The sequence below is a fragment of the Chromatiales bacterium 21-64-14 genome (assembly GCA_002255365.1).
In the GTDB taxonomy this organism is placed as follows: Bacteria; Pseudomonadota; Gammaproteobacteria; order 21-64-14; family 21-64-14; genus 21-64-14.
Genome location: NCBI01000004.1, coordinates 56951 through 73464, shown reverse-complemented (window position 1 = coordinate 73464; position 16514 = coordinate 56951). Strand labels below are relative to the sequence as shown.

General features: G+C 66.3%; 18 protein-coding genes. 7 read left to right on the top strand and 11 right to left on the bottom strand.

The window, feature by feature from the left end:
• Positions 1 to 106: 106 nt before the first annotated feature.
• From B7Z66_03850 to B7Z66_03835, 4 genes are all read right to left on the bottom strand, one after another.
• Positions 107 to 1123 carry a ketol-acid reductoisomerase gene (locus B7Z66_03850; GenBank protein ID OYV77537.1) on the bottom strand — a complete coding sequence of 339 codons (1017 nt, stop codon included), beginning with the start codon at positions 1121 to 1123 and terminating at the stop codon, positions 107 to 109.
• 119 nt (positions 1124 to 1242) lie between these two features.
• Complete coding sequence (locus B7Z66_03845; protein OYV77536.1) at positions 1243 to 1737, bottom strand: acetolactate synthase small subunit; 495 nt, start codon at positions 1735 to 1737, stop codon at positions 1243 to 1245.
• A gap of 3 nt (positions 1738 to 1740) precedes the next feature.
• The gene (locus B7Z66_03840; GenBank protein OYV77535.1) at positions 1741 to 3435 is read right to left on the bottom strand and encodes an acetolactate synthase, large subunit, biosynthetic type; all 1695 of its coding nucleotides are present in this window, start codon (positions 3433 to 3435) and stop codon (positions 1741 to 1743) included.
• Positions 3436 to 3568: 133 nt separating this feature from the next.
• On the bottom strand, positions 3569 to 5170 hold the full coding sequence (locus B7Z66_03835; protein OYV77534.1) for a DNA mismatch repair protein MutS: 1602 nt from the start codon (positions 5168 to 5170) through the stop codon (positions 3569 to 3571).
• Between the two features lie 186 nt (positions 5171 to 5356).
• Between B7Z66_03835 and B7Z66_03830 the strand changes: the two genes are divergently transcribed.
• The 4 genes from B7Z66_03830 to B7Z66_03815 all read left to right on the top strand — a co-directional run bounded on the left by B7Z66_03830 (position 5357) and on the right by B7Z66_03815 (position 8680).
• A complete protein-coding gene (locus B7Z66_03830; protein ID OYV77533.1) occupies positions 5357 to 5848 on the top strand; it encodes a hypothetical protein in 492 nt (163 codons plus the stop codon).
• A gap of 26 nt (positions 5849 to 5874) precedes the next feature.
• Positions 5875 to 6219 carry a hypothetical protein gene (locus B7Z66_03825; protein OYV77532.1) on the top strand — a complete coding sequence of 115 codons (345 nt, stop codon included), beginning with the start codon at positions 5875 to 5877 and terminating at the stop codon, positions 6217 to 6219.
• A gap of 81 nt (positions 6220 to 6300) precedes the next feature.
• On the top strand, positions 6301 to 8016 hold the full coding sequence (locus B7Z66_03820) for a proline--tRNA ligase (GenBank protein ID OYV77531.1): 1716 nt from the start codon (positions 6301 to 6303) through the stop codon (positions 8014 to 8016).
• An 82-nt stretch (positions 8017 to 8098) separates the two neighbouring features.
• Positions 8099 to 8680, top strand: a complete 582-nt coding sequence (locus tag B7Z66_03815) for a transglycosylase (protein OYV77530.1) — start codon at positions 8099 to 8101, stop codon at positions 8678 to 8680.
• Positions 8681 to 8698: 18 nt separating this feature from the next.
• Here B7Z66_03815 and B7Z66_03810 read toward each other — a convergent pair whose 3' ends face one another.
• Positions 8699 to 8965: an acylphosphatase gene (locus tag B7Z66_03810; protein OYV77641.1), complete on the bottom strand. Its 267-nt coding sequence runs from the start codon at positions 8963 to 8965 to the stop codon at positions 8699 to 8701.
• A 323-nt stretch (positions 8966 to 9288) separates the two neighbouring features.
• Positions 9289 to 9834, bottom strand: a complete 546-nt coding sequence (locus B7Z66_03805; GenBank protein OYV77529.1) for a hypothetical protein — start codon at positions 9832 to 9834, stop codon at positions 9289 to 9291.
• 84 nt (positions 9835 to 9918) lie between these two features.
• On the opposite strand from B7Z66_03805, the gene aspA reads away from it, so the two are divergent.
• Positions 9919 to 11322, top strand: a complete 1404-nt coding sequence (gene aspA / locus B7Z66_03800) for an aspartate ammonia-lyase (protein ID OYV77528.1) — start codon at positions 9919 to 9921, stop codon at positions 11320 to 11322.
• Positions 11323 to 11397: 75 nt separating this feature from the next.
• On the opposite strand, the gene B7Z66_03795 is transcribed toward aspA, so the two are convergent.
• The gene (locus tag B7Z66_03795; GenBank protein OYV77527.1) at positions 11398 to 12120 is read right to left on the bottom strand and encodes a hypothetical protein; all 723 of its coding nucleotides are present in this window, start codon (positions 12118 to 12120) and stop codon (positions 11398 to 11400) included.
• A gap of 19 nt (positions 12121 to 12139) precedes the next feature.
• On the bottom strand, positions 12140 to 12412 hold the full coding sequence (locus tag B7Z66_03790) for a hypothetical protein (GenBank protein ID OYV77640.1): 273 nt from the start codon (positions 12410 to 12412) through the stop codon (positions 12140 to 12142).
• 270 nt (positions 12413 to 12682) lie between these two features.
• On the opposite strand from B7Z66_03790, the gene B7Z66_03785 reads away from it, so the two are divergent.
• Together B7Z66_03785 and B7Z66_03780 are read left to right on the top strand one after the other, a co-directional pair.
• Positions 12683 to 13048 (top strand): arsenate reductase (glutaredoxin), encoded by a 366-nt coding sequence (locus B7Z66_03785; GenBank protein OYV77526.1) that lies wholly within the window; start codon positions 12683 to 12685, stop codon positions 13046 to 13048.
• A gap of 1 nt (position 13049) precedes the next feature.
• A complete protein-coding gene (locus B7Z66_03780) occupies positions 13050 to 13643 on the top strand; it encodes an NAD(P)H:quinone oxidoreductase, type IV (GenBank protein OYV77525.1) in 594 nt (197 codons plus the stop codon).
• Positions 13644 to 13917: 274 nt separating this feature from the next.
• Here the strand turns inward: B7Z66_03780 and B7Z66_03775 are convergent, their stop codons facing one another.
• From B7Z66_03775 to B7Z66_03765, 3 genes are read right to left on the bottom strand one after another with little or no spacing between them, the layout of a single operon-like run.
• The gene (locus tag B7Z66_03775) at positions 13918 to 14676 is read right to left on the bottom strand and encodes a DnaA regulatory inactivator Hda (protein OYV77524.1); all 759 of its coding nucleotides are present in this window, start codon (positions 14674 to 14676) and stop codon (positions 13918 to 13920) included.
• A 30-nt stretch (positions 14677 to 14706) separates the two neighbouring features.
• Positions 14707 to 15258, bottom strand: coding sequence for a hypothetical protein (locus tag B7Z66_03770; protein ID OYV77523.1), 552 nt, complete (start codon positions 15256 to 15258; stop codon positions 14707 to 14709).
• Entirely contained in the window at positions 15255 to 16466 is a 1212-nt protein-coding gene (locus tag B7Z66_03765; GenBank protein OYV77522.1) for a hypothetical protein, read from the bottom strand. Before B7Z66_03765 ends, B7Z66_03770 begins: the two co-directional genes overlap by 4 nt.
• Positions 16467 to 16514 lie beyond the last annotated feature (48 nt).

Here is a 16514-nt window from a genome sequence, read left to right as displayed (position 1 = left end):
GGGCAATCCCGCGTGCGCCATCGGATCCCCCCGGACACCGGGGCGGAATGGCGGTGCGCCCCGGCATCCACATTGACCGGACTCGCGCGACGCCGGCGCGGCGCACTCAATTCCGGGTCTTGTCGACGATCCGGCCGGCCTTGATCCAGGGCATCATCTCCCGCAGGCGTTCGCCCACGATCTCAATAGGGTGCTCGCGACTGAGCCGGCGCATCGCCTTCAGGGTCGGCGCGCCAGCCTGATTCTCCAGGATGAACTCCCGGGCGAACTGCCCCCCCTGGATCTCGCCGAGGATCCGCTTCATCTCCGCGCGGGTCTGTTCAGTGATGATACGTGGCCCGCGAGTCAGGTCCCCGTACTCAGCGGTGTTGGAGATGGAATAGCGCATGTTCGCAATTCCGCCCTCGTACATCAGATCCACGATCAATTTGAGTTCGTGCAGGCACTCGAAATAGGCCATCTCCGGCGCGTAACCCGCTTCCACCAGGGTCTCGAAACCCGCCTGTACCAGCGCGGTAGCACCTCCGCACAACACCGCCTGTTCACCGAACAGATCCGTCTCGGTCTCCTCGCGGAAACTGGTCTCGATGATACCCGCACGCCCGGCGCCGATCGCCACCGCGTAGGACAACGCGACCTCCTTGGCCATGCCGGAAGCATCTTGTTGCACCGCGATCAACGACGGCACCCCGGCACCCTTCTCGTAGGTGGACCGCACCAGATGGCCGGGCCCCTTGGGGGCGATCATGATCACGTCCAGGTCAGCGCGCGGCTCGATCTGCTGGAAATGGATATTGAACCCATGTGCGAACGCAAGCGCGGCGCCGGACTTGATATTGGTCGCCACCACCTCCCGGTACAAACGCGCCTGATGTTCGTCCGGTGCCAGCAGCATGACGAGATCGGCGCCCCTGACCGCCTCGTCCACCGGGCTGACTTTTAGTTTCGCCTGCTTCGCCTTGGCCACCGAGCCCGAGTCCGGGCGCAGTCCCACGACCACCGCGACGCCGCTGTCCTGCAGGTTGTTGGCATGGGCGTGCCCCTGGGACCCGTAACCAATGATGGCCACTTTCTTTTTCTTGATGATGGAAAGGTCGGCGTCTTTGTCGTAATAGATGTTCATCACGGTCTTTGGCTCCAACTGGTCAGTGCAATCGGTGGAAAACGGAACGATCCCCGTATCCGGTTCGAGGTTCCGGGCGGCGGACCGCGGACGACCGGTACCGGGTCACCAGCGGCGGCTCACACCTGCAGCGCCTTGGCGCCGCGGGAAACACCCGAGACGCCGGAACGCACCACCTCCAGAATAAGGGAACGCTGTACGGTTCCCAGAAATGCGTCGAGCTTGGCCCCCACCCCGGTCAACTCGACGGTATACGTGAGATCGGTGACATCGATGATCCGGCCGCGGAAGATGTCCACCACCCGCTTGATCTCCGCGCGTATCTCGCTGGTCTCCGCGCTGACCTTTACCAGCAGCATCTCACGCTCGATATGGGGGCCATCGGTCAAATCGATCAACCGGACCGTATCTACCAGCTTATTGAGCTGCTTGATGATCTGCTCAATGATGTCGTCGCTTCCACTGGTGACCAGCGTCATCCGCGACAGCGACGGGTCCTCGGTGGGGGCCACGGTGAGCGACTCGATGTTGTAGCCACGCGCCGAGAACAGCCCAGCCACCCGGGACAGCGCCCCCGCTTCGTTCTCCAGCATGATGGAAATGATGTGGCGCATGGTCTATACCAGGATCATCTCGTTCTGTCCCGCACCCGCGGGGATCATCGGGTAGACGTTCTCCGTCTGATCGGTGATGAAGTCGAGAAACACCGCTTTGTCCTTCACCTTCAATGCCTCCTGCAAAGCGCCTTCGACGTCTTCGGGCCGATCGATGCACATACCCATGTGCCCGTAGCTCTCGGCCAGCATCACGAAATCCGGCAGCGCATCCATATACGACATCGCGTAGCGCCCCTGATAGAAAAACTCCTGCCACTGCCTCACCATGCCCATGTAGCGGTTGTTGAGATTCACGACCTTGATGGGTAAACCATACTGCCGGCAGGTGGACAGCTCCTGAATACACATCTGGATACTGGCCTCCCCGGTGACGCAGGCGACGGTCGCGTCGGGATACGCCAGTTGCACGCCCATCGCCGCGGGCAGGCCAAAACCCATGGTACCGAGGCCGCCGGAGTTGATCCAGCGCCGCGGCTTGTCGAACTTGTAGAACTGGGCGGCCCACATCTGGTGCTGACCGACGTCGGAGGTGACGAAGGCATCGCCCTTGGTGAGTTTGTACAGGCACTCCAGCACGTGCTGGGGTTTGATCACCTTGCTCTGGCGGTCGTATTTGAGGCAATCCATCTCCCGCCATTCGTCGATCTGCGCCCACCACTCTTTGAGGGCCTCCGCATCCGGCTTGCGGCCGCCCTCCTTGACCATCTTGATCATGTCCTTCAGCACGTGATCCACCGAACCGACGATCGGAACATCCACCTTGACGTTCTTGGAGATCGAGGCCGGATCGATATCCACGTGGATGATCTTGGCGTGGGGACAGAACTTGTCGATATTGCCGGTGACCCGGTCGTCAAAGCGGGCGCCGATGGCAATGAGCACGTCGCAACTGTGCATCGCCATGTTCGCCTCATAGGTCCCGTGCATGCCGAGCATGCCCACGAACTGACGGTCGGTGGCCGGATAGGCCCCCAATCCCATGAGGGTGTTGGTGATCGGGAAGCCGAGCAGACGGGTAAAGTCTGTGAGGGGCTTGGATGCCTCGCCGAGGATGACCCCCCCGCCGGTGTACAGCATCGGGCGCTGGGCGGACAACATCAGGTCCACCGCCTTGCGGATCTGCCCGGGATGGCCCTTGACCACCGGATTGTAGGACCGCATGGCGATCTTCTTCGGGTAGGCAAACTCCGTCTTGTGGGCAGTGACATCCTTGGGGATGTCGACCACCACGGGTCCGGGACGGCCGGTGGTAGCGATGTAGAACGCCTTCTTGATCGTGACCGCCAGATCCGCCACATCCTTGACCAGGAAATTGTGCTTCACGCACGGGCGGGTAATGCCCACCGAGTCGACTTCCTGGAACGCGTCATTGCCGATCAGGCTCGTGGGGACCTGCCCGGAGAACACCACCAGGGGAATGGAGTCCATATACGCGGTGGCGATCCCAGTCACCGCGTTGGTCACGCCGGGGCCGGAAGTGACCAGCACGACGCCCGGTCTGCCGGTGGCGCGCGCGTAGCCGTCGGCGGCATGGGCCGCGCCCTGCTCGTGGCGCACCAGGATATGTTTCACCGCTTCCTGTCGGAACAACGCGTCGTAGATGTGGAGCACCGCGCCGCCGGGGTACCCGAACACATACTCGACACCCTCTTCCTCCAAGCAACGGACGAAGATCTCGGCACCGGTCAACTCCACAGTCGGATTCTCCTCAACGCGCCCAGGGCCACCGCGCCCCTATCCACAGCACACGCGGCCGAAACAGGAAAAGCTACTGAATTTCAGTAGATAGGTCAATAGAGAGAGCTGGCTTGCAGGGGCCCCGCGTGGACTACCCGCGGGACGCCACCCGGTCCGGTCCACCCGGCGGCGGAGGTCCCGTGAGCACCTTCAAGTATTCGCGCGCGCGCTGCACCACGGCCGGCGGCAGGCCGCCGTGTTCGGCGATGGTCAGCCCCAGAGACACGCCCGGCTCGCCGATCTTGAGGTGGTAGGTGGGGCGCAGCGTCGCACGGTCAAACAGCATACAGGCATTGCACAGCGGAGGATGCCGCGCGGCGTGGTCCTTGAGCGCGGCGAGGTGGGTATTGACGATCCCCTGCACCCCGCGGCCCGCCAGTTCGTCCAGCACCGCCATCGCGAGGGCGGCGCCTTCCTCCGGGTCGGTGCCGGTACCCAGTTCATCCAGCAGCACCAGGGTATGCGCGTCGGCGGCCTCCAGGATGCGCTTGAGCACCGCGACGTGGCCGGCAAAGGTGGAGAGCTGATGGTACACGCTCTGGCGGTCCCCCACATCCACCATCACCTGCTGGTAGGCACCGATCGCGCAATCGCCTTCCGCCGGAATGTGCAGGCCACAGTGGGCCATAGTCACCAGCAGGCCGAGGGTCTTCAGGGCAACGGTCTTGCCGCCGGTATTGGGCCCGGTCAGCATCAATATGCTGCGCGCGGGGTCCAGACGCAGGGTCAGGGGCACCAGGGACTCAAGGCTGCCGTCGGCGAACTGCTGCATCAGCAGTGGATGGTAGGCCGCGCGCAGATCCACCATGCATTCCGCAGCGAGCCGCGGGGCATGCGCGTTCATATCGGCACTCAGGCGGCCTGCGGCGAGTGCCAGGTCCACCCAGGTCAGCGCCGCGATCAGCCGTTCCAGAGGCTCCGCCTGCTCACGCACCTCGCCACTGACCTCGCGCAGCACACGGTGTTGCTCCGCCCCCACCTTGCCGGCGAGGACTTCCAGCCGGTTGTTCACCCCTACCGCTTCCAGGGGCTCCATGAGGACATCCCGGCCCCCGGCGGCGCTACCGCGCCGCACGCCCTTCAGCGATCCCGCCGCTTCGGCACGCACCTTGATCAGCGCCCGGTCGTGCTGCCATACCACCCGATCAGGTTCTGGCACAAGGCCGGCCAGATCTTTACGCGCCACGCGCGCGCGGACGATGGACTCGGCCTCGCGACGCAGCTCCTGTTGTTCGGTGTGCAGGGTAACCAATGCTGGGCTGGCGTCGTCCCGCAGGCGACCGGACTCGTGCACCGTGCGACCGAGCCGCGCGACTAGTTCCCCGGGCGGCTCCAGGTCGGCGCTCGTGCCGGGGTACAGGGCGGGGCACTGGTGCACCCACGGCACCAGGGCCGCCGCCGCTTGCAGGACCTGAAGGATGTGTTGCAGGGCATTGGGATTCAGGGCCGCGCCGCGGGCACCGGCCTGGCGTAGCGCCGCGCGGATATCCGGCAACGCCGCCAGCACCGGGGCCTGCCCAGCGTCCAGCGTGTGCCGCGCCGCGCTGACGGCGTCCTGCATACGCCGCGCTACCGCGAGATCCGGCGCCGGTTCGAGCGCCCGGGCCGCGTCCGCGCCGTAGGGCGTGGCGGTACGCTGCTCCAGGAGACGCTGGATCGCATCGAAATCCAGGGCTTTCAGGTCACTGCGCATGCGACGTCCGGGGTTCGGGAGACAGGCGTGAAATGGTAACAAAGCCACAGTTGCGGGATCCAGTTGGCGCTATAGTCCCCCCCAGATCACTTGTCAGCGTGCGCGGCACCGCACCATAATGGGCGCGGCGCCAGCGGGCGGCAACACGGTTTTCCATTAATTCGGCTTCCACGAGCGGAGAACGATATGCGCGAGAATACCGGGCTCAGCAGGGTAGCGACCGTTGTGGGTCTCCTGGCCGCAGCGTTGTTCGCTCCGCACGCATCCGCGGCGATCTACAAATGGACCGATCCCAGCGGGGTCATTCATTATTCCCAGACCCCCCCGCCGGAAGGCCAGGCAAAACACTTCGAAGAACTGGCCCCCAGCGGCCTCACCGCACCCCCGCCGGACCCCGGAACTGCGGCGGATACCCAGACTCAGGGTAAGGCCCAGAAGACGGCCGCAAAGACAAAGGCAAAAGAAAAGCCAAAGGGTAAGGAAAAACCCCCGGAAGACCCGGCAGCGCGCGCCGCGCACTGCAAGAAGGCCCAGGAGACCCTCACCCTGCTGGAGACCCACCCCCGGGTCAACCTCCATGAGGCCGGCGGGAAAGTCACCCATCTAACGGAAGAACAGCGCCAGGCGCGGATAGACTCCCTGCGTAAGGATGTGGCCAAGGAGTGCCAGGGCCCCTGAGGCCACGGCACTAGGGAGCCGGTGCGATGCCTTATCTGAAGGTGCAGACCAATGTGGCGGTGGCGCGCGCGCTCCGCACGGCGTTCGTCGAGGCCGCGTCCAGCCAAGTAGCAGCGGCGTTGGGCAAACCGGAGCGTTACGTGATGGTGGCACTGGAACCAGAGACCACCATGGCGTTCGCCGGCACCGACGCACCCCTGGCCTACCTGGAACTCAAGAGCATCGGGCTCCCGCAATCCGCCACCCGTGGCCTCTCCGAGATGCTGTGCGCGCTGGTGCACTCGCAACTGGACATCGACCCCCAACGGGTCTACATCGAGTTCATCGACGCCCCCCGCACCATGTGGGGCTGGAACGGCGACACGTTCTGACCCGGGGCGCCTGTACGTAGCGGCGCCCGGACGGCTACAATCGGCGCTTCCTTCCTGGAACCCGAACAGGCCGTCGAGATCATGCGCGTATCCCAGTTCCCCCTCCACACCGTCCGCGAGGTCCCCGCCGACGCCGAAGTGATAAGCCACCAACTCATGCTGCGTGCCGGCATGATCCGCAAACTCGCGGCCGGGATCTACGCCTGGCTACCCCTGGGGCTGCGGGTGCTACGCAAGGCCGAGGCGGTGGTGCGCGAGGAAATGGACCGCGCTGGCGCCCTGGAATTGTCCATGCCGGCGGTCCAACCTGCGGAACTCTGGCAGGAATCCGGGCGCTGGAAACAATACGGTCCGGAACTGCTGCGTCTGCGCGATCGCCATGACCGCGAGTTCTGTTTCGGTCCCACCCATGAGGAAGTGATCACCGAGCTGGTACGGCGCGAGGTCCGCAGTTACAAGCAACTGCCGGTGAACTATTACCAGATTCAGACCAAGTTCCGGGACGAGGTCCGGCCGCGCTTCGGGGTGATGCGCGCGCGGGAATTTCTGATGAAGGACGCCTACTCGTTCCACCTGGACGCGGCGTCCCTGAACGAGACGTATAGCCGGATGTATGAGGCCTACACCCGGATCTTCACCCGCCTGGGCCTGCGATTCCGGGCGGTGCGCGCCGCCACCGGCAGCATCGGCGGGAACCTGTCCCACGAATTCCACGTACTGGCGGATTCCGGCGAGGACGCCATCGCCCTCTCCAGCGCCAGCGACTACGCGGCCAACGTGGAATTGGCCGAGGCGGTGGCGCCCGCCGGTCCCCGGCCGGCGCCCACCTGCACCCGGGAAACGGTGGACACCCCCGGACAACACACCATCGAGGCGGTCTGCGCATTCCTCAAGGTGCCCGCCGCGCGGTGTGTAAAGACCCTCCTGGTGCAGGGCCACGACGGCGGACTGGTGGCCCTGGTGCTGCGCGGCGATCATCAGCTCAACGTGACCAAGGCGGAACGCCTGGAGGCGGTGCACGCACCCCTCACCTTCGCCAGCGATGCCCAGATCCGGGCCGCGGTGGGCTGCGGGCCCGGTTCCCTGGGCCCCCTGGGGCTCGCCATGCCGGTGATCGTCGACCGCAGCGCCGCACACTTGGCGGACTTCGTGTGCGGCGCCAACGTGGAGGACTGCCACCTGACCGGGGTGAACTGGGGGCGGGATCTGCCCGAACCCCAGGCCGCGGATCTGCGCAATGTGGTGGAGGGCGACCCGAGCCCCGAGGACGACGGGGTGCTGTCCATCGCCCGCGGCATCGAGGTGGGCCATGTATTCCAACTCGGCACCAAGTACAGCCAGGCCATGAATGCCACGGTGTTGGACGAGTCCGGCCGCGCAGTGGTCATGACCATGGGTTGCTACGGCATCGGGGTGTCGCGGGTAGTGGCCGCCGCCATCGAGCAGAACCATGACGAAAACGGGATCTTTTGGCCACCGCCGCTGGCGCCGTTCCAGGTGGCCGTGGCGCCGGTTCATATGCACAAATCGGCGCGACTGCGGGACGCCGCCGAGGGCCTGTACGCCGAGCTGCGAGCGGCCGGTATCGAGGTACTGTTCGACGACCGCGCGGTGCGCCCCGGGGTGATGTTCGCGGACCTGGAGCTGATCGGGATCCCCCAGCGGGTGGTGATGAGCGACCGCGGGCTGGACGCCGGTACCGTGGAGTACAAGGGGCGGCGCGACGCCGCGAGCCGCGACCTGCCCCGGGAAGGTATCCTGGCCTTCCTCAAGGCGCGCCCGGACACGGTCGAATAAGAGGGGGAGTGGCCGACGCCGCCGCAGCGTCCCGGCGCGGGACCGGCGGCCACCGCGACCGGGCCGCGCGAGGACGCAATCGATGATGGGGCGAAGCCTGGCACTGCTGATCCTGCTGCTGTCCGTGATAGCGGCCCCGTGCCAGGGCGCTACCACCGGCGCCCAGCGCCCCGACCCGGAACTCCTGGCCCAGCTGCGCAAAGCGATCCGGGATCCCCATGGCTTCCGGGACCGCTTCGCCGCGGAGGTATGGCTGCTGGACATGTCCGGGCGGTTGCGCAACAAGGTGCCGGACCCCACCGAACGGCTGACGATACTCAAGGCGGTACACTACGAAGCGACCCGGGCCGGGCTCTACCCGGAACTGGTACTGGCCCTGATACAGGTGGAGAGTAACTTCGACCGCTATGCAATTTCCAACGCGGGTGCGCTGGGCCTGATGCAGGTCATGCCGTTCTGGTTGAAGGAGATCGGGCGTCCCAACGACAGCCTGTTCGACATCCAGACCAATCTACGTCTGGGCTGCACCATCCTCGCCTACTATCTGAAGCGCGAACACGGCGACCTGCGCGCGGCACTCGCCCGCTACAACGGCAGCGCGGGTCAGCGTCAGTATCCGGACCGGGTTTTATATCTGCTCAGTCAGCGCTGGTACATGCAGTGACGCCGGCGCGGTCCGGGACTACTCCACCCGGAACCCCGGGATGAGAGGCAGGTCCACGGGTTCGCAGTCCACCGCGTCCACCCGTGCCGCCGGCGGACCCACCTGCAGCCAGTCGCGTAGCACGTTCACGTCCTGCTCCCGACCGCAGGCCACCACCTCCACCCGCCCATCGGGGAGGTTGCGCGCATACCCACTGACCCCCAGAGTCACCGCCTGCTGACGGGCAGAGGCACGGAAGAACACCCCCTGCACCCGTCCGGAGACTACACAGCGCACGCAGGTGATCACGGCAATGCCAGCTTCGCGGCCTGCGCCGCCGGCAGCCCGCCAACCGCGGGCACCGTGGAAGAAATAGCGGTCCGGATCCTGGTCCGTGTCCGCGTGAGCGGTAACCCACGAAAACCGTAGTGGTGGCTACGGTTTGAGTGAAGAGCAAGCCTGCGGAGCCGAAGACCAGCCAGAACCGCGATAGGCCGCCTTCGTTCACACTCTTTCTTCCCACCAGCAGCGGATTCCAGGCTCATCCCAACCCCTTGGCCCGGTCCCCCGCCGCCCGGTGAGAAATGCGGGCTAGCGCTCCTGCATGACGGGACGCGCGGCCATCTATTTCAATGGCCGACCGGCCGCGTGGCGGCAGAGCGCTCCATGCTCTGGATGAACTCCTCCAACACCTTCTCGGTCAGCGGCCCCGTATGGTGTCCGACCACTATGCCCTTGGGATCGACGATATAAGTGGTCGGCAACCCCCACACCGGCCCCAGGCTGGTCATCGGCGTGGGCTCGGTGTACAGCACGGGATAATGGATCCCGTGGGCCACGACGAACTGCTTCAGGCGCCGTTGCGAGATACGTTCAAAATTGACACCCAGCACTACCGCATCATTCCGGTTCTGAACGCTGAAGCGCTCCAGTTCCGGCAGCTCCTCCAGGCATGGCGGGCACCAAGTAGCCCAATAGTTCACGATCACCCACTTCCCGCGGTAATCCGACAGCTTATGGGTTAGCCCGTCCACGCCGGGAAGGGTAAAATCCACCGGGGCCGGCGCTGGTGCTGTGGCTGGTACCGCCGGCAGCGCCGGCACCAGCCACAGCAGGCCGACCAATGCCAGGGTCCCGCGGACCCAGACCTGAGCTGACATGACCGACCCTCGCATAAACCGGCTCCCACCCCTGCTGTTGCGATCCGCGTGGCCTTGCGAACCCGGCCGTCGCGCCCCCGTACCATACCGGAGAACCCGATGAGCGCAAATAGCGAATTCCGTACTGAGAAAGACAGCCTCGGGGAGCTGAAAGTTCCTGCCTCCGTTTGGTATGGCATCCAAACTGCCCGGGCACTGCGCAATTTCCCCATCAGCGGCCGGGGACCGGACCGCGACTTCGTGCTCGCGCATGTGCGGGTCAAACGCGCCGCCGCTCAGGTCAACCACGCAGCCGGATGGCTGGAGCCGAAACTGGCGCAGGCGATTATCGACGCCTGCGATCGGATCCTGAATGGGGAACTCCTGGACCAGTTCGTGGTGGATCGGTTTCAGGCCGGTGCCGGCACTAGTCACAACATGAACAGCAACGAGGTGATCGCCAATCTTGCCAACGTGAGCTTGGGCGGGAACCGGGGCGGCTACCACCCCGTGCATCCCAACGACCACGTCAACATGGGGCAGAGCACCAATGACACCATCCCCACCGCGCTGCGCTTGGCGGCGCTGACGAAGCTGCCGCACCTGCGCGCCGCGGTTCAGGAAATGGCGGATGCCTATGCCAGGATCGCGGCGCGCGAGCAGGACACGGTCAAGAGCGGGCGCACCCACCTTCAAGATGCGGTTCCCACCACCATCGGGCGGGAGTTCCATGGCTATGCGTGGACCTTGCGCCGCTGCAGCCGCGCCCTGGACGAGATCCGGCCGGCGCTGTGCGAGATCGGGTTGGGAGGCAGCGCCGCGGGCACCGGGCTCAACACAGCGCCGGGTTACCCGCAGGCCGTGGCAGCAGAGCTCGCTCGCCTGACCGGCGAGCCGATCCGCTCCGCCACGGACCTCGCAGCTCAGATGCAGTCCATGCATGACCTGCAGCGCCTGTCCTCGGCGCTGCGGGATCTCGCGCTGGAACTATCCCGAATCAGCAATGACATGCGCCTACTCGCATCGGGCCCGCGCACCGGACTCGGGGAGATCCGCCTGCCGCCGGTGCAGCCCGGTTCCAGCATCATGCCCGGCAAGGTGAACCCGGTGATGTTCGAGATGCTGAATATGGTGTGCTTCCAGGTCATCGGTCAGGACGCCGCGGTCAGCGCCATGACTCAGGCCGGGCAGTTGGAGCTGAACGTCATGATGCCAGCCCTCGGTTCCGCCCTGTTCGACGCCATGGACTGGCTGACCCACGCAGTCCGGGCCGCCACCGAACGCAACCTTTCCGGGCTCGAGGTGGACCGGGAACGCTGCAAGGCGTTTCTACACGCGAGCGTGGGGCTCGCCACCCTGCTCAATACCCGGATCGGCTACGCGGCGGCGGCGGAACTGGCCAAGGCGTCCGAGCACAGCGGCCGGCCGATACGGGAGCTGGTGGCGGAACGGGGCCTGATGGCGGCCGACGAATTCGACCAATTGGTATTGCGCGCGGCGCGCGATGGACGCGTCGAAGACTAGCGCGTCTTGCGTGCTGGCGTTGGTCCCGAGGACCACGCAGGCTCCCGGGACCGCGGCCGCGGGACGTTCACGGCCTCAGTCCCCGAGGCGCGCTCCGATGACCAGTTCCTGCCCCACCACCAAATGGTTGGGATCTGCGATGCGGGACTTATTGGCATCGTAGACGGCGCGCCAGTAGTCAGGCGCGCCGTAGAAACGCGCGGCAATGATGGCCAGGGTATCGCCGGGACGGACCCGGTACATCTGGTGGTTGCGAAGCACGTCGCGTTCGAGGGCAGCGGCCTGCACGTATGCGGGTTTGCCCGCGTGACGGCGGACCAGGGCGTCCACGGACTTCAGGCGGGCGCGCTGCGCGGCGTTCAGGTCCTGGGTCCGTTCCAGACGATCGGCGATAAAACGGGCCTTTCCTTGGAAGAACTGACTATAGGCGAGCTGGGCCTCCGCGGTGGCCAGCTCCGCCTGCTTCCGGGCCTCCGGGTACTGCCGGTTGCGCAACGCCGTCTCGGCCTGCTTCAACAATCCGTCGGTCGGGGTCCACAATTGGGCCGCACGCCCGGTCTCTTGAACCGCCATCCGCGCCGCCTGCACGGCGGCCCGGGCCTGGACCGCACTACCCGCGTCCAACTCCTGGGCCAGGGCCGATCGCGCCGCCAGCCCCGCGCCGGAGACCAACGCCAGGGCGAATGCGAATGGAAAGACCCGTGGCCGGTTACGCCGATACCAAGTGTAGTGTTTCACGCCGCGTCCTTCCTGATTGGATGGGCCGGTGGGCACGCTCCGCCAGTCCCGATACCGCACCGGCTCGCATCGTGAGAATTCAGCGTTCCTGAGGCGATCCGGTGAGCGCCGCCTTACGCGCCGCGGTGGCGACCACCCGCGCCGCCACCGCATCACGACGCGCGGCCCGGTAGGCACCGGACTCCAGCTCCTGCTGGGCTTGGTCCAACAAGCGCTGGGCCGACTCCACGCCCTCCGGGGCCGTGCGAGCCGCGCCCGCTGCACGCGCGGCCTGGATCGCCTGCCGCGCATCGCTCATCTCTTGGACCGGGACGCTGGCGCAACCTCCGATCCCAAGTAAGACGATGCACATCACGATTCTATTCAGCACGCCCTGTGCCTCCGCGGACATCGCGCCCGGCCAGACTCGAAGGAAACACGCGCCACTGGTACGCCGGCGCGCGGACGTGATCGGTCCGCCGACAGGGTCCCAGCGCCGGGCTGGACTGGCTGGCCATCGAGCATGACAGTCAATTATTTATGTAATTCAAACGCTAACATCCATCGCACAAGGCGTCAAGGTAACCTCAGCGGATGAAACCCGGCGCACCCGGCGCTACAATGCGCGACAGTTAGGGGAACCATTCCGGAGCCGGTCGCCATGCCCATAGTGATCTATCACAACCCGAAGTGTTCCAAATCCCGCCAGACCCTGCAGCTGCTGCGGGATCGGGGCATCGAACCGCAGATCGTGGAATACTTGGACACCCCGCCCAGCCCCAAGGAGCTGGAGCGGATCCTGGCATTGCTGGGACTGGAGCCCCGTGAGCTGATGCGGCGTCGGGAACCCGAATACGCCGCGGCAAACCTGGACGATCCGGGTCTCACCCGGGACACCCTGATTCGGGCCATGATCCAGCGCCCGCGATTGATCGAACGCCCCATCGTCGTCGCCAACGGCAAGGCCGCCCTGGGCCGCCCTCCCGAGAACGTACTGGAGATCCTGTAAGATGCCCGACGTCCTGGTCCTGTACTACAGCCGTTACGGCGCCACTGCGGAGATGGCCCAGCGTATCGCCCGCGGCGTAGAGGAGGTGCCGGACATGCAGGCACGCATCCGCACGGTGCCCGCCGTCTCCCCGGTCAGCGCGGCGGTGGAGGACGAGATCCCGGCCGCGGGACCGCCCTACGCCCGCCATGAGGACCTCACCGAATGCGCCGCCCTGGCCCTGGGGAGCCCCACCCGTTTCGGCAATATGGCGGCACCATTGAAGCATTTTCTCGACACCACCGGCAGCCTGTGGCTGTCCGGCGCGCTCTCCGGAAAACCGGCAGCGGTATTTACCTCCACGTCGAGCCTGCACGGCGGACAGGAGGCCACCCTGCTGAGCATGATGTTGCCACTATTGCATCACGGCATGCTGGTGCTGGGCATCCCCTATAGCGAGACCGACCTGCTGTCCACCACCACCGGCGGGACCCCCTACGGCCCCAGCCATCTAGCGGGCACCGACAGCAAGCGGCCGCTCAGCGAGGAGGAACGGCGCCTGTGCCGCGCGCTGGGACGACGCCTCGCGCTGACCGCCCACGCCCTGGCGCGCTGAATGCGCCTGCAATCGTGACGCGCTACACGAGGTCCGCGCGCAGCGGACCCGTGCCGTGAACGCGCGGCGCAGGCGCGGCGGCGTTGGCGCCGCCGGACTAGAGCCCGTCTCAAAATCGCGGATCGGGCGGCACGACGCGAACCCCGCGAGAAGCGCTGTTTACCCGCAGCAAATAAGCACCGCGGCAGGATCCGCAACGCCGCATGCGCGGCCGCGATGCATTTGAGATGGGTGCTCGTAGTGTTCCGCGTTTGAAGACCCTACAACCTTCTGCTCAGCCGGACAGCACGGACCGAATGAACGGCAGAGTAAGGCGACGTTGCGCCGCCAGGGCGGCGGTATCCAGTCGATCCAGAATGCCGCACAACACTTTCAAATCGCGCGGACAATGGGTCAACAAGTAGTGGGCGGCATCGTCGGCCAGCGTCAGGCCCCGAGTAGCGGCGCGGCATTGCAATACTTGGCGCTTCTCCGCCTCGTCCAACTCCTGCAACCCGAAGGTCAGCCCGCCCGCCAGTCGTGAGGCCAGATCCGGCAACAGCCCCATCCCCTGGGCCCGCGCGGCGCCCGCCACGGCCCAACGGGCGCCGGTATCCTGGAGCCGATGGTAGAGATCCACTAGCGCCAGTTCCCACTCCCGGTCGCCGGCAACGCAGTGCGCATCATCCAGGCACACCACATCCAGCTGCTCGAGTCCTTCCAGGACCGCAGGCACAAAACGGCCGCGGTCCGCCAACGGCACATAGGCCGCGCGACCGCCAACGGCGGCCGCGCAAACCGCTTGGAGCAGATGGGTCTTGCCCAGGCCGGGTCCACCCCATAGAAAGATCCCGGTCTCTGCGACGCGTCCCAGGGCAACGGCACGCAGCGCGTCCACCAGCGCCTCGTTGGGGCCCGCCACGAAGGCCTCGAAGGTGGCGGCTTCCCGCCGGCCTAGGTCCAGGGGAATCTGACTCGTCACGTCCATTTCCGCGGCGCGGGTACGCGGACCGAGGCCGGCGTCAACCACGCCCGCGCACGGCGGATGCCGCATGCAGGACGCCACCGGCCCTCGGTCGTGGATTCAACGCCGTGCCTCCTGCCACCCACGTCGCCCCCACACCCAGAGGTAGTCCGCCCAACTGGCCACCGTGGTCACCAGCACCATGGCCATGAAGGTCTCAATCCACCCGCCGGCGAGGGGGTACACACCGCGGTCGAACAGCACCGCCAGCACCAAGACGATCTGAGCGGTGGTGTTCCACTTGCTCACCGGACTGGGGGCCGGGTCGAAGGGTCCGAACCGAAAATGGTAGGCGACCGCGCCGGCCACAATAGTGAGATCCCGGGCGACCACCAGCGCCACCAGCCAGCGTGGCACGACCTCCAGCCAGCCGAGCACCCCGTAGGCACAAACCAGCAACAGCTTGTCCGCCAAGGGATCCAGCAGGGCGCCGATCCGGCTGGTCCAGCCGTAACGCTTGGCCAGAGCGCCGTCGAGGGCATCCGAGAGGCCCGCCAGGGCGAACAGGGTCAGGGCGGCCCGGTCCCACTGCCGGAACAGCAGCACGCCCATGGGCGCTACCAGCAGGATCCGGGACAGCGTGATCAGGTTGGGAAGATCCCGACCCTTCATGACACCAATCGGTAGCGCAAGGTGATGGTGGCGCCGCCGTCCGGGATCGCCGGGGACGCGGTGCCGGGCGCCCCGGGTACAACGGCGCGGCCCTGGCCCGGCCCTTGAGGTCCGGATAGTGGCTGAGACTCAGATGGAATTTGGTTTTGGTTTTGAGACTCCAGGGTGCGGCCCAGGGAAATCGCCTGGGTCAGAGACTGGACATCGCCCTGAACCTCCACTCGGAAGATCGCCTGCGACGGGCGCACCTCGACCGGCTGCACATGCAATACCGGCCCAAGATGGCGCAGGTAGCTCAACACCCGGGCATAGGCGGAGAGCGATCCGACCGGGCCGATGGACACCCGGACCAGCGTCCGCGCCCGATCGCCGGCGGGCACCGCGAAACGCGCCGCCAGGCGATCTGCAATGCCGTTGACCCCGGTCTCTATCAGCGCATCCTCGGTGGCGGCACCGGACACCCATCCGACGGTGTGATCCCCGAGGTAAAGGGTCCAACGCGCCTGCCAATCGCCGCTCGGCCGATGGACGACGCGGCCGACCAGAATCGCATGGGTATCGTAACGCGCGGATGCCTTGCGGATCGGGGGCCCAAAATCCCCCCACAGATCACCGAAACTCAGGCGCCCCTCATCCTCCAGATCCATGAGGGGCAGCAGCACCGGGATCCCGCGCGCGCCCGCGGCCTTCATCAGCGACTGCTCCACGGGCGACTGCGCGTCCGCGCCCACAATGGCACGCTGCATGCCGTCCTCCACCGCGAGCCACACCAGGGTAGTGGGGCGGGCACTACCCCACACCGGTAGATGCGCCGCCTGCAGGGCCTGATGCACCGCGCCGGGATCGAAACGCACCCAGAGGCTGGGGGTCGGGCTGGGGGTCGGGCCGGGGGTCGGGCCGGTGCCCTGCTCCAGGTAGCGGTACTCCAGCACGAAGCGGGCGGGGTCCTGCAGGGCGGGGATGAGCCCCGGGTCGGACGCCGCCGTAGCGTTGCCGGAGACCCGTTCGAACACCTCCGCGAGGCCGGCGCGGAATGCCGCCAGACGCTCGGTAACACCCTGCCCGGTCACCGGCTCCTCCACGGCGTAGAGGCCCCTGACCATACGCGCCTGCGCCGACGCGGCGATCAGCAACAGCCCCAGGATCGCCGACGCGGCGACCGCTCTGGGCCACTGTGTTCCCCGTTGCCGATTCCGGGTCTGCGCCACTGCTCACTCCCCACCATCGCTCCGACCCCGGGGTTTCCCGAAGGCGCC

Bases quoted from the DNA above. Each gene is read 5' to 3' on its own strand.
- B7Z66_03790 (OYV77640.1), bottom strand. From the start codon at position 12,412: ATGTGCATCGTCTTACTTGGGATCGGAGGTTGCGCCAGCGTCCCGGTC.
- B7Z66_03820 (OYV77531.1), top strand. From the start codon at position 6,301: ATGCGCGTATCCCAGTTCCCCCTCCACACCGTCCGCGAGGTCCCCGCC.
- B7Z66_03770 (OYV77523.1), bottom strand. From the start codon at position 15,258: ATGAAGGGTCGGGATCTTCCCAACCTGATCACGCTGTCCCGGATCCTG.
- B7Z66_03835 (OYV77534.1), bottom strand. From the start codon at position 5,170: ATGCGCAGTGACCTGAAAGCCCTGGATTTCGATGCGATCCAGCGTCTC.
- B7Z66_03825 (OYV77532.1), top strand. From the start codon at position 5,875: ATGCCTTATCTGAAGGTGCAGACCAATGTGGCGGTGGCGCGCGCGCTC.
- B7Z66_03845 (OYV77536.1), bottom strand. From the start codon at position 1,737: ATGCGCCACATCATTTCCATCATGCTGGAGAACGAAGCGGGGGCGCTG.
- aspA (OYV77528.1), top strand. From the start codon at position 9,919: ATGAGCGCAAATAGCGAATTCCGTACTGAGAAAGACAGCCTCGGGGAG.
- B7Z66_03830 (OYV77533.1), top strand. From the start codon at position 5,357: ATGCGCGAGAATACCGGGCTCAGCAGGGTAGCGACCGTTGTGGGTCTC.
- B7Z66_03850 (OYV77537.1), bottom strand. From the start codon at position 1,123: ATGAACATCTATTACGACAAAGACGCCGACCTTTCCATCATCAAGAAA.
- B7Z66_03780 (OYV77525.1), top strand. From the start codon at position 13,050: ATGCCCGACGTCCTGGTCCTGTACTACAGCCGTTACGGCGCCACTGCG.
- B7Z66_03815 (OYV77530.1), top strand. From the start codon at position 8,099: ATGATGGGGCGAAGCCTGGCACTGCTGATCCTGCTGCTGTCCGTGATA.
- B7Z66_03775 (OYV77524.1), bottom strand. From the start codon at position 14,676: ATGCGGCATCCGCCGTGCGCGGGCGTGGTTGACGCCGGCCTCGGTCCG.
- B7Z66_03805 (OYV77529.1), bottom strand. From the start codon at position 9,834: ATGCGAGGGTCGGTCATGTCAGCTCAGGTCTGGGTCCGCGGGACCCTG.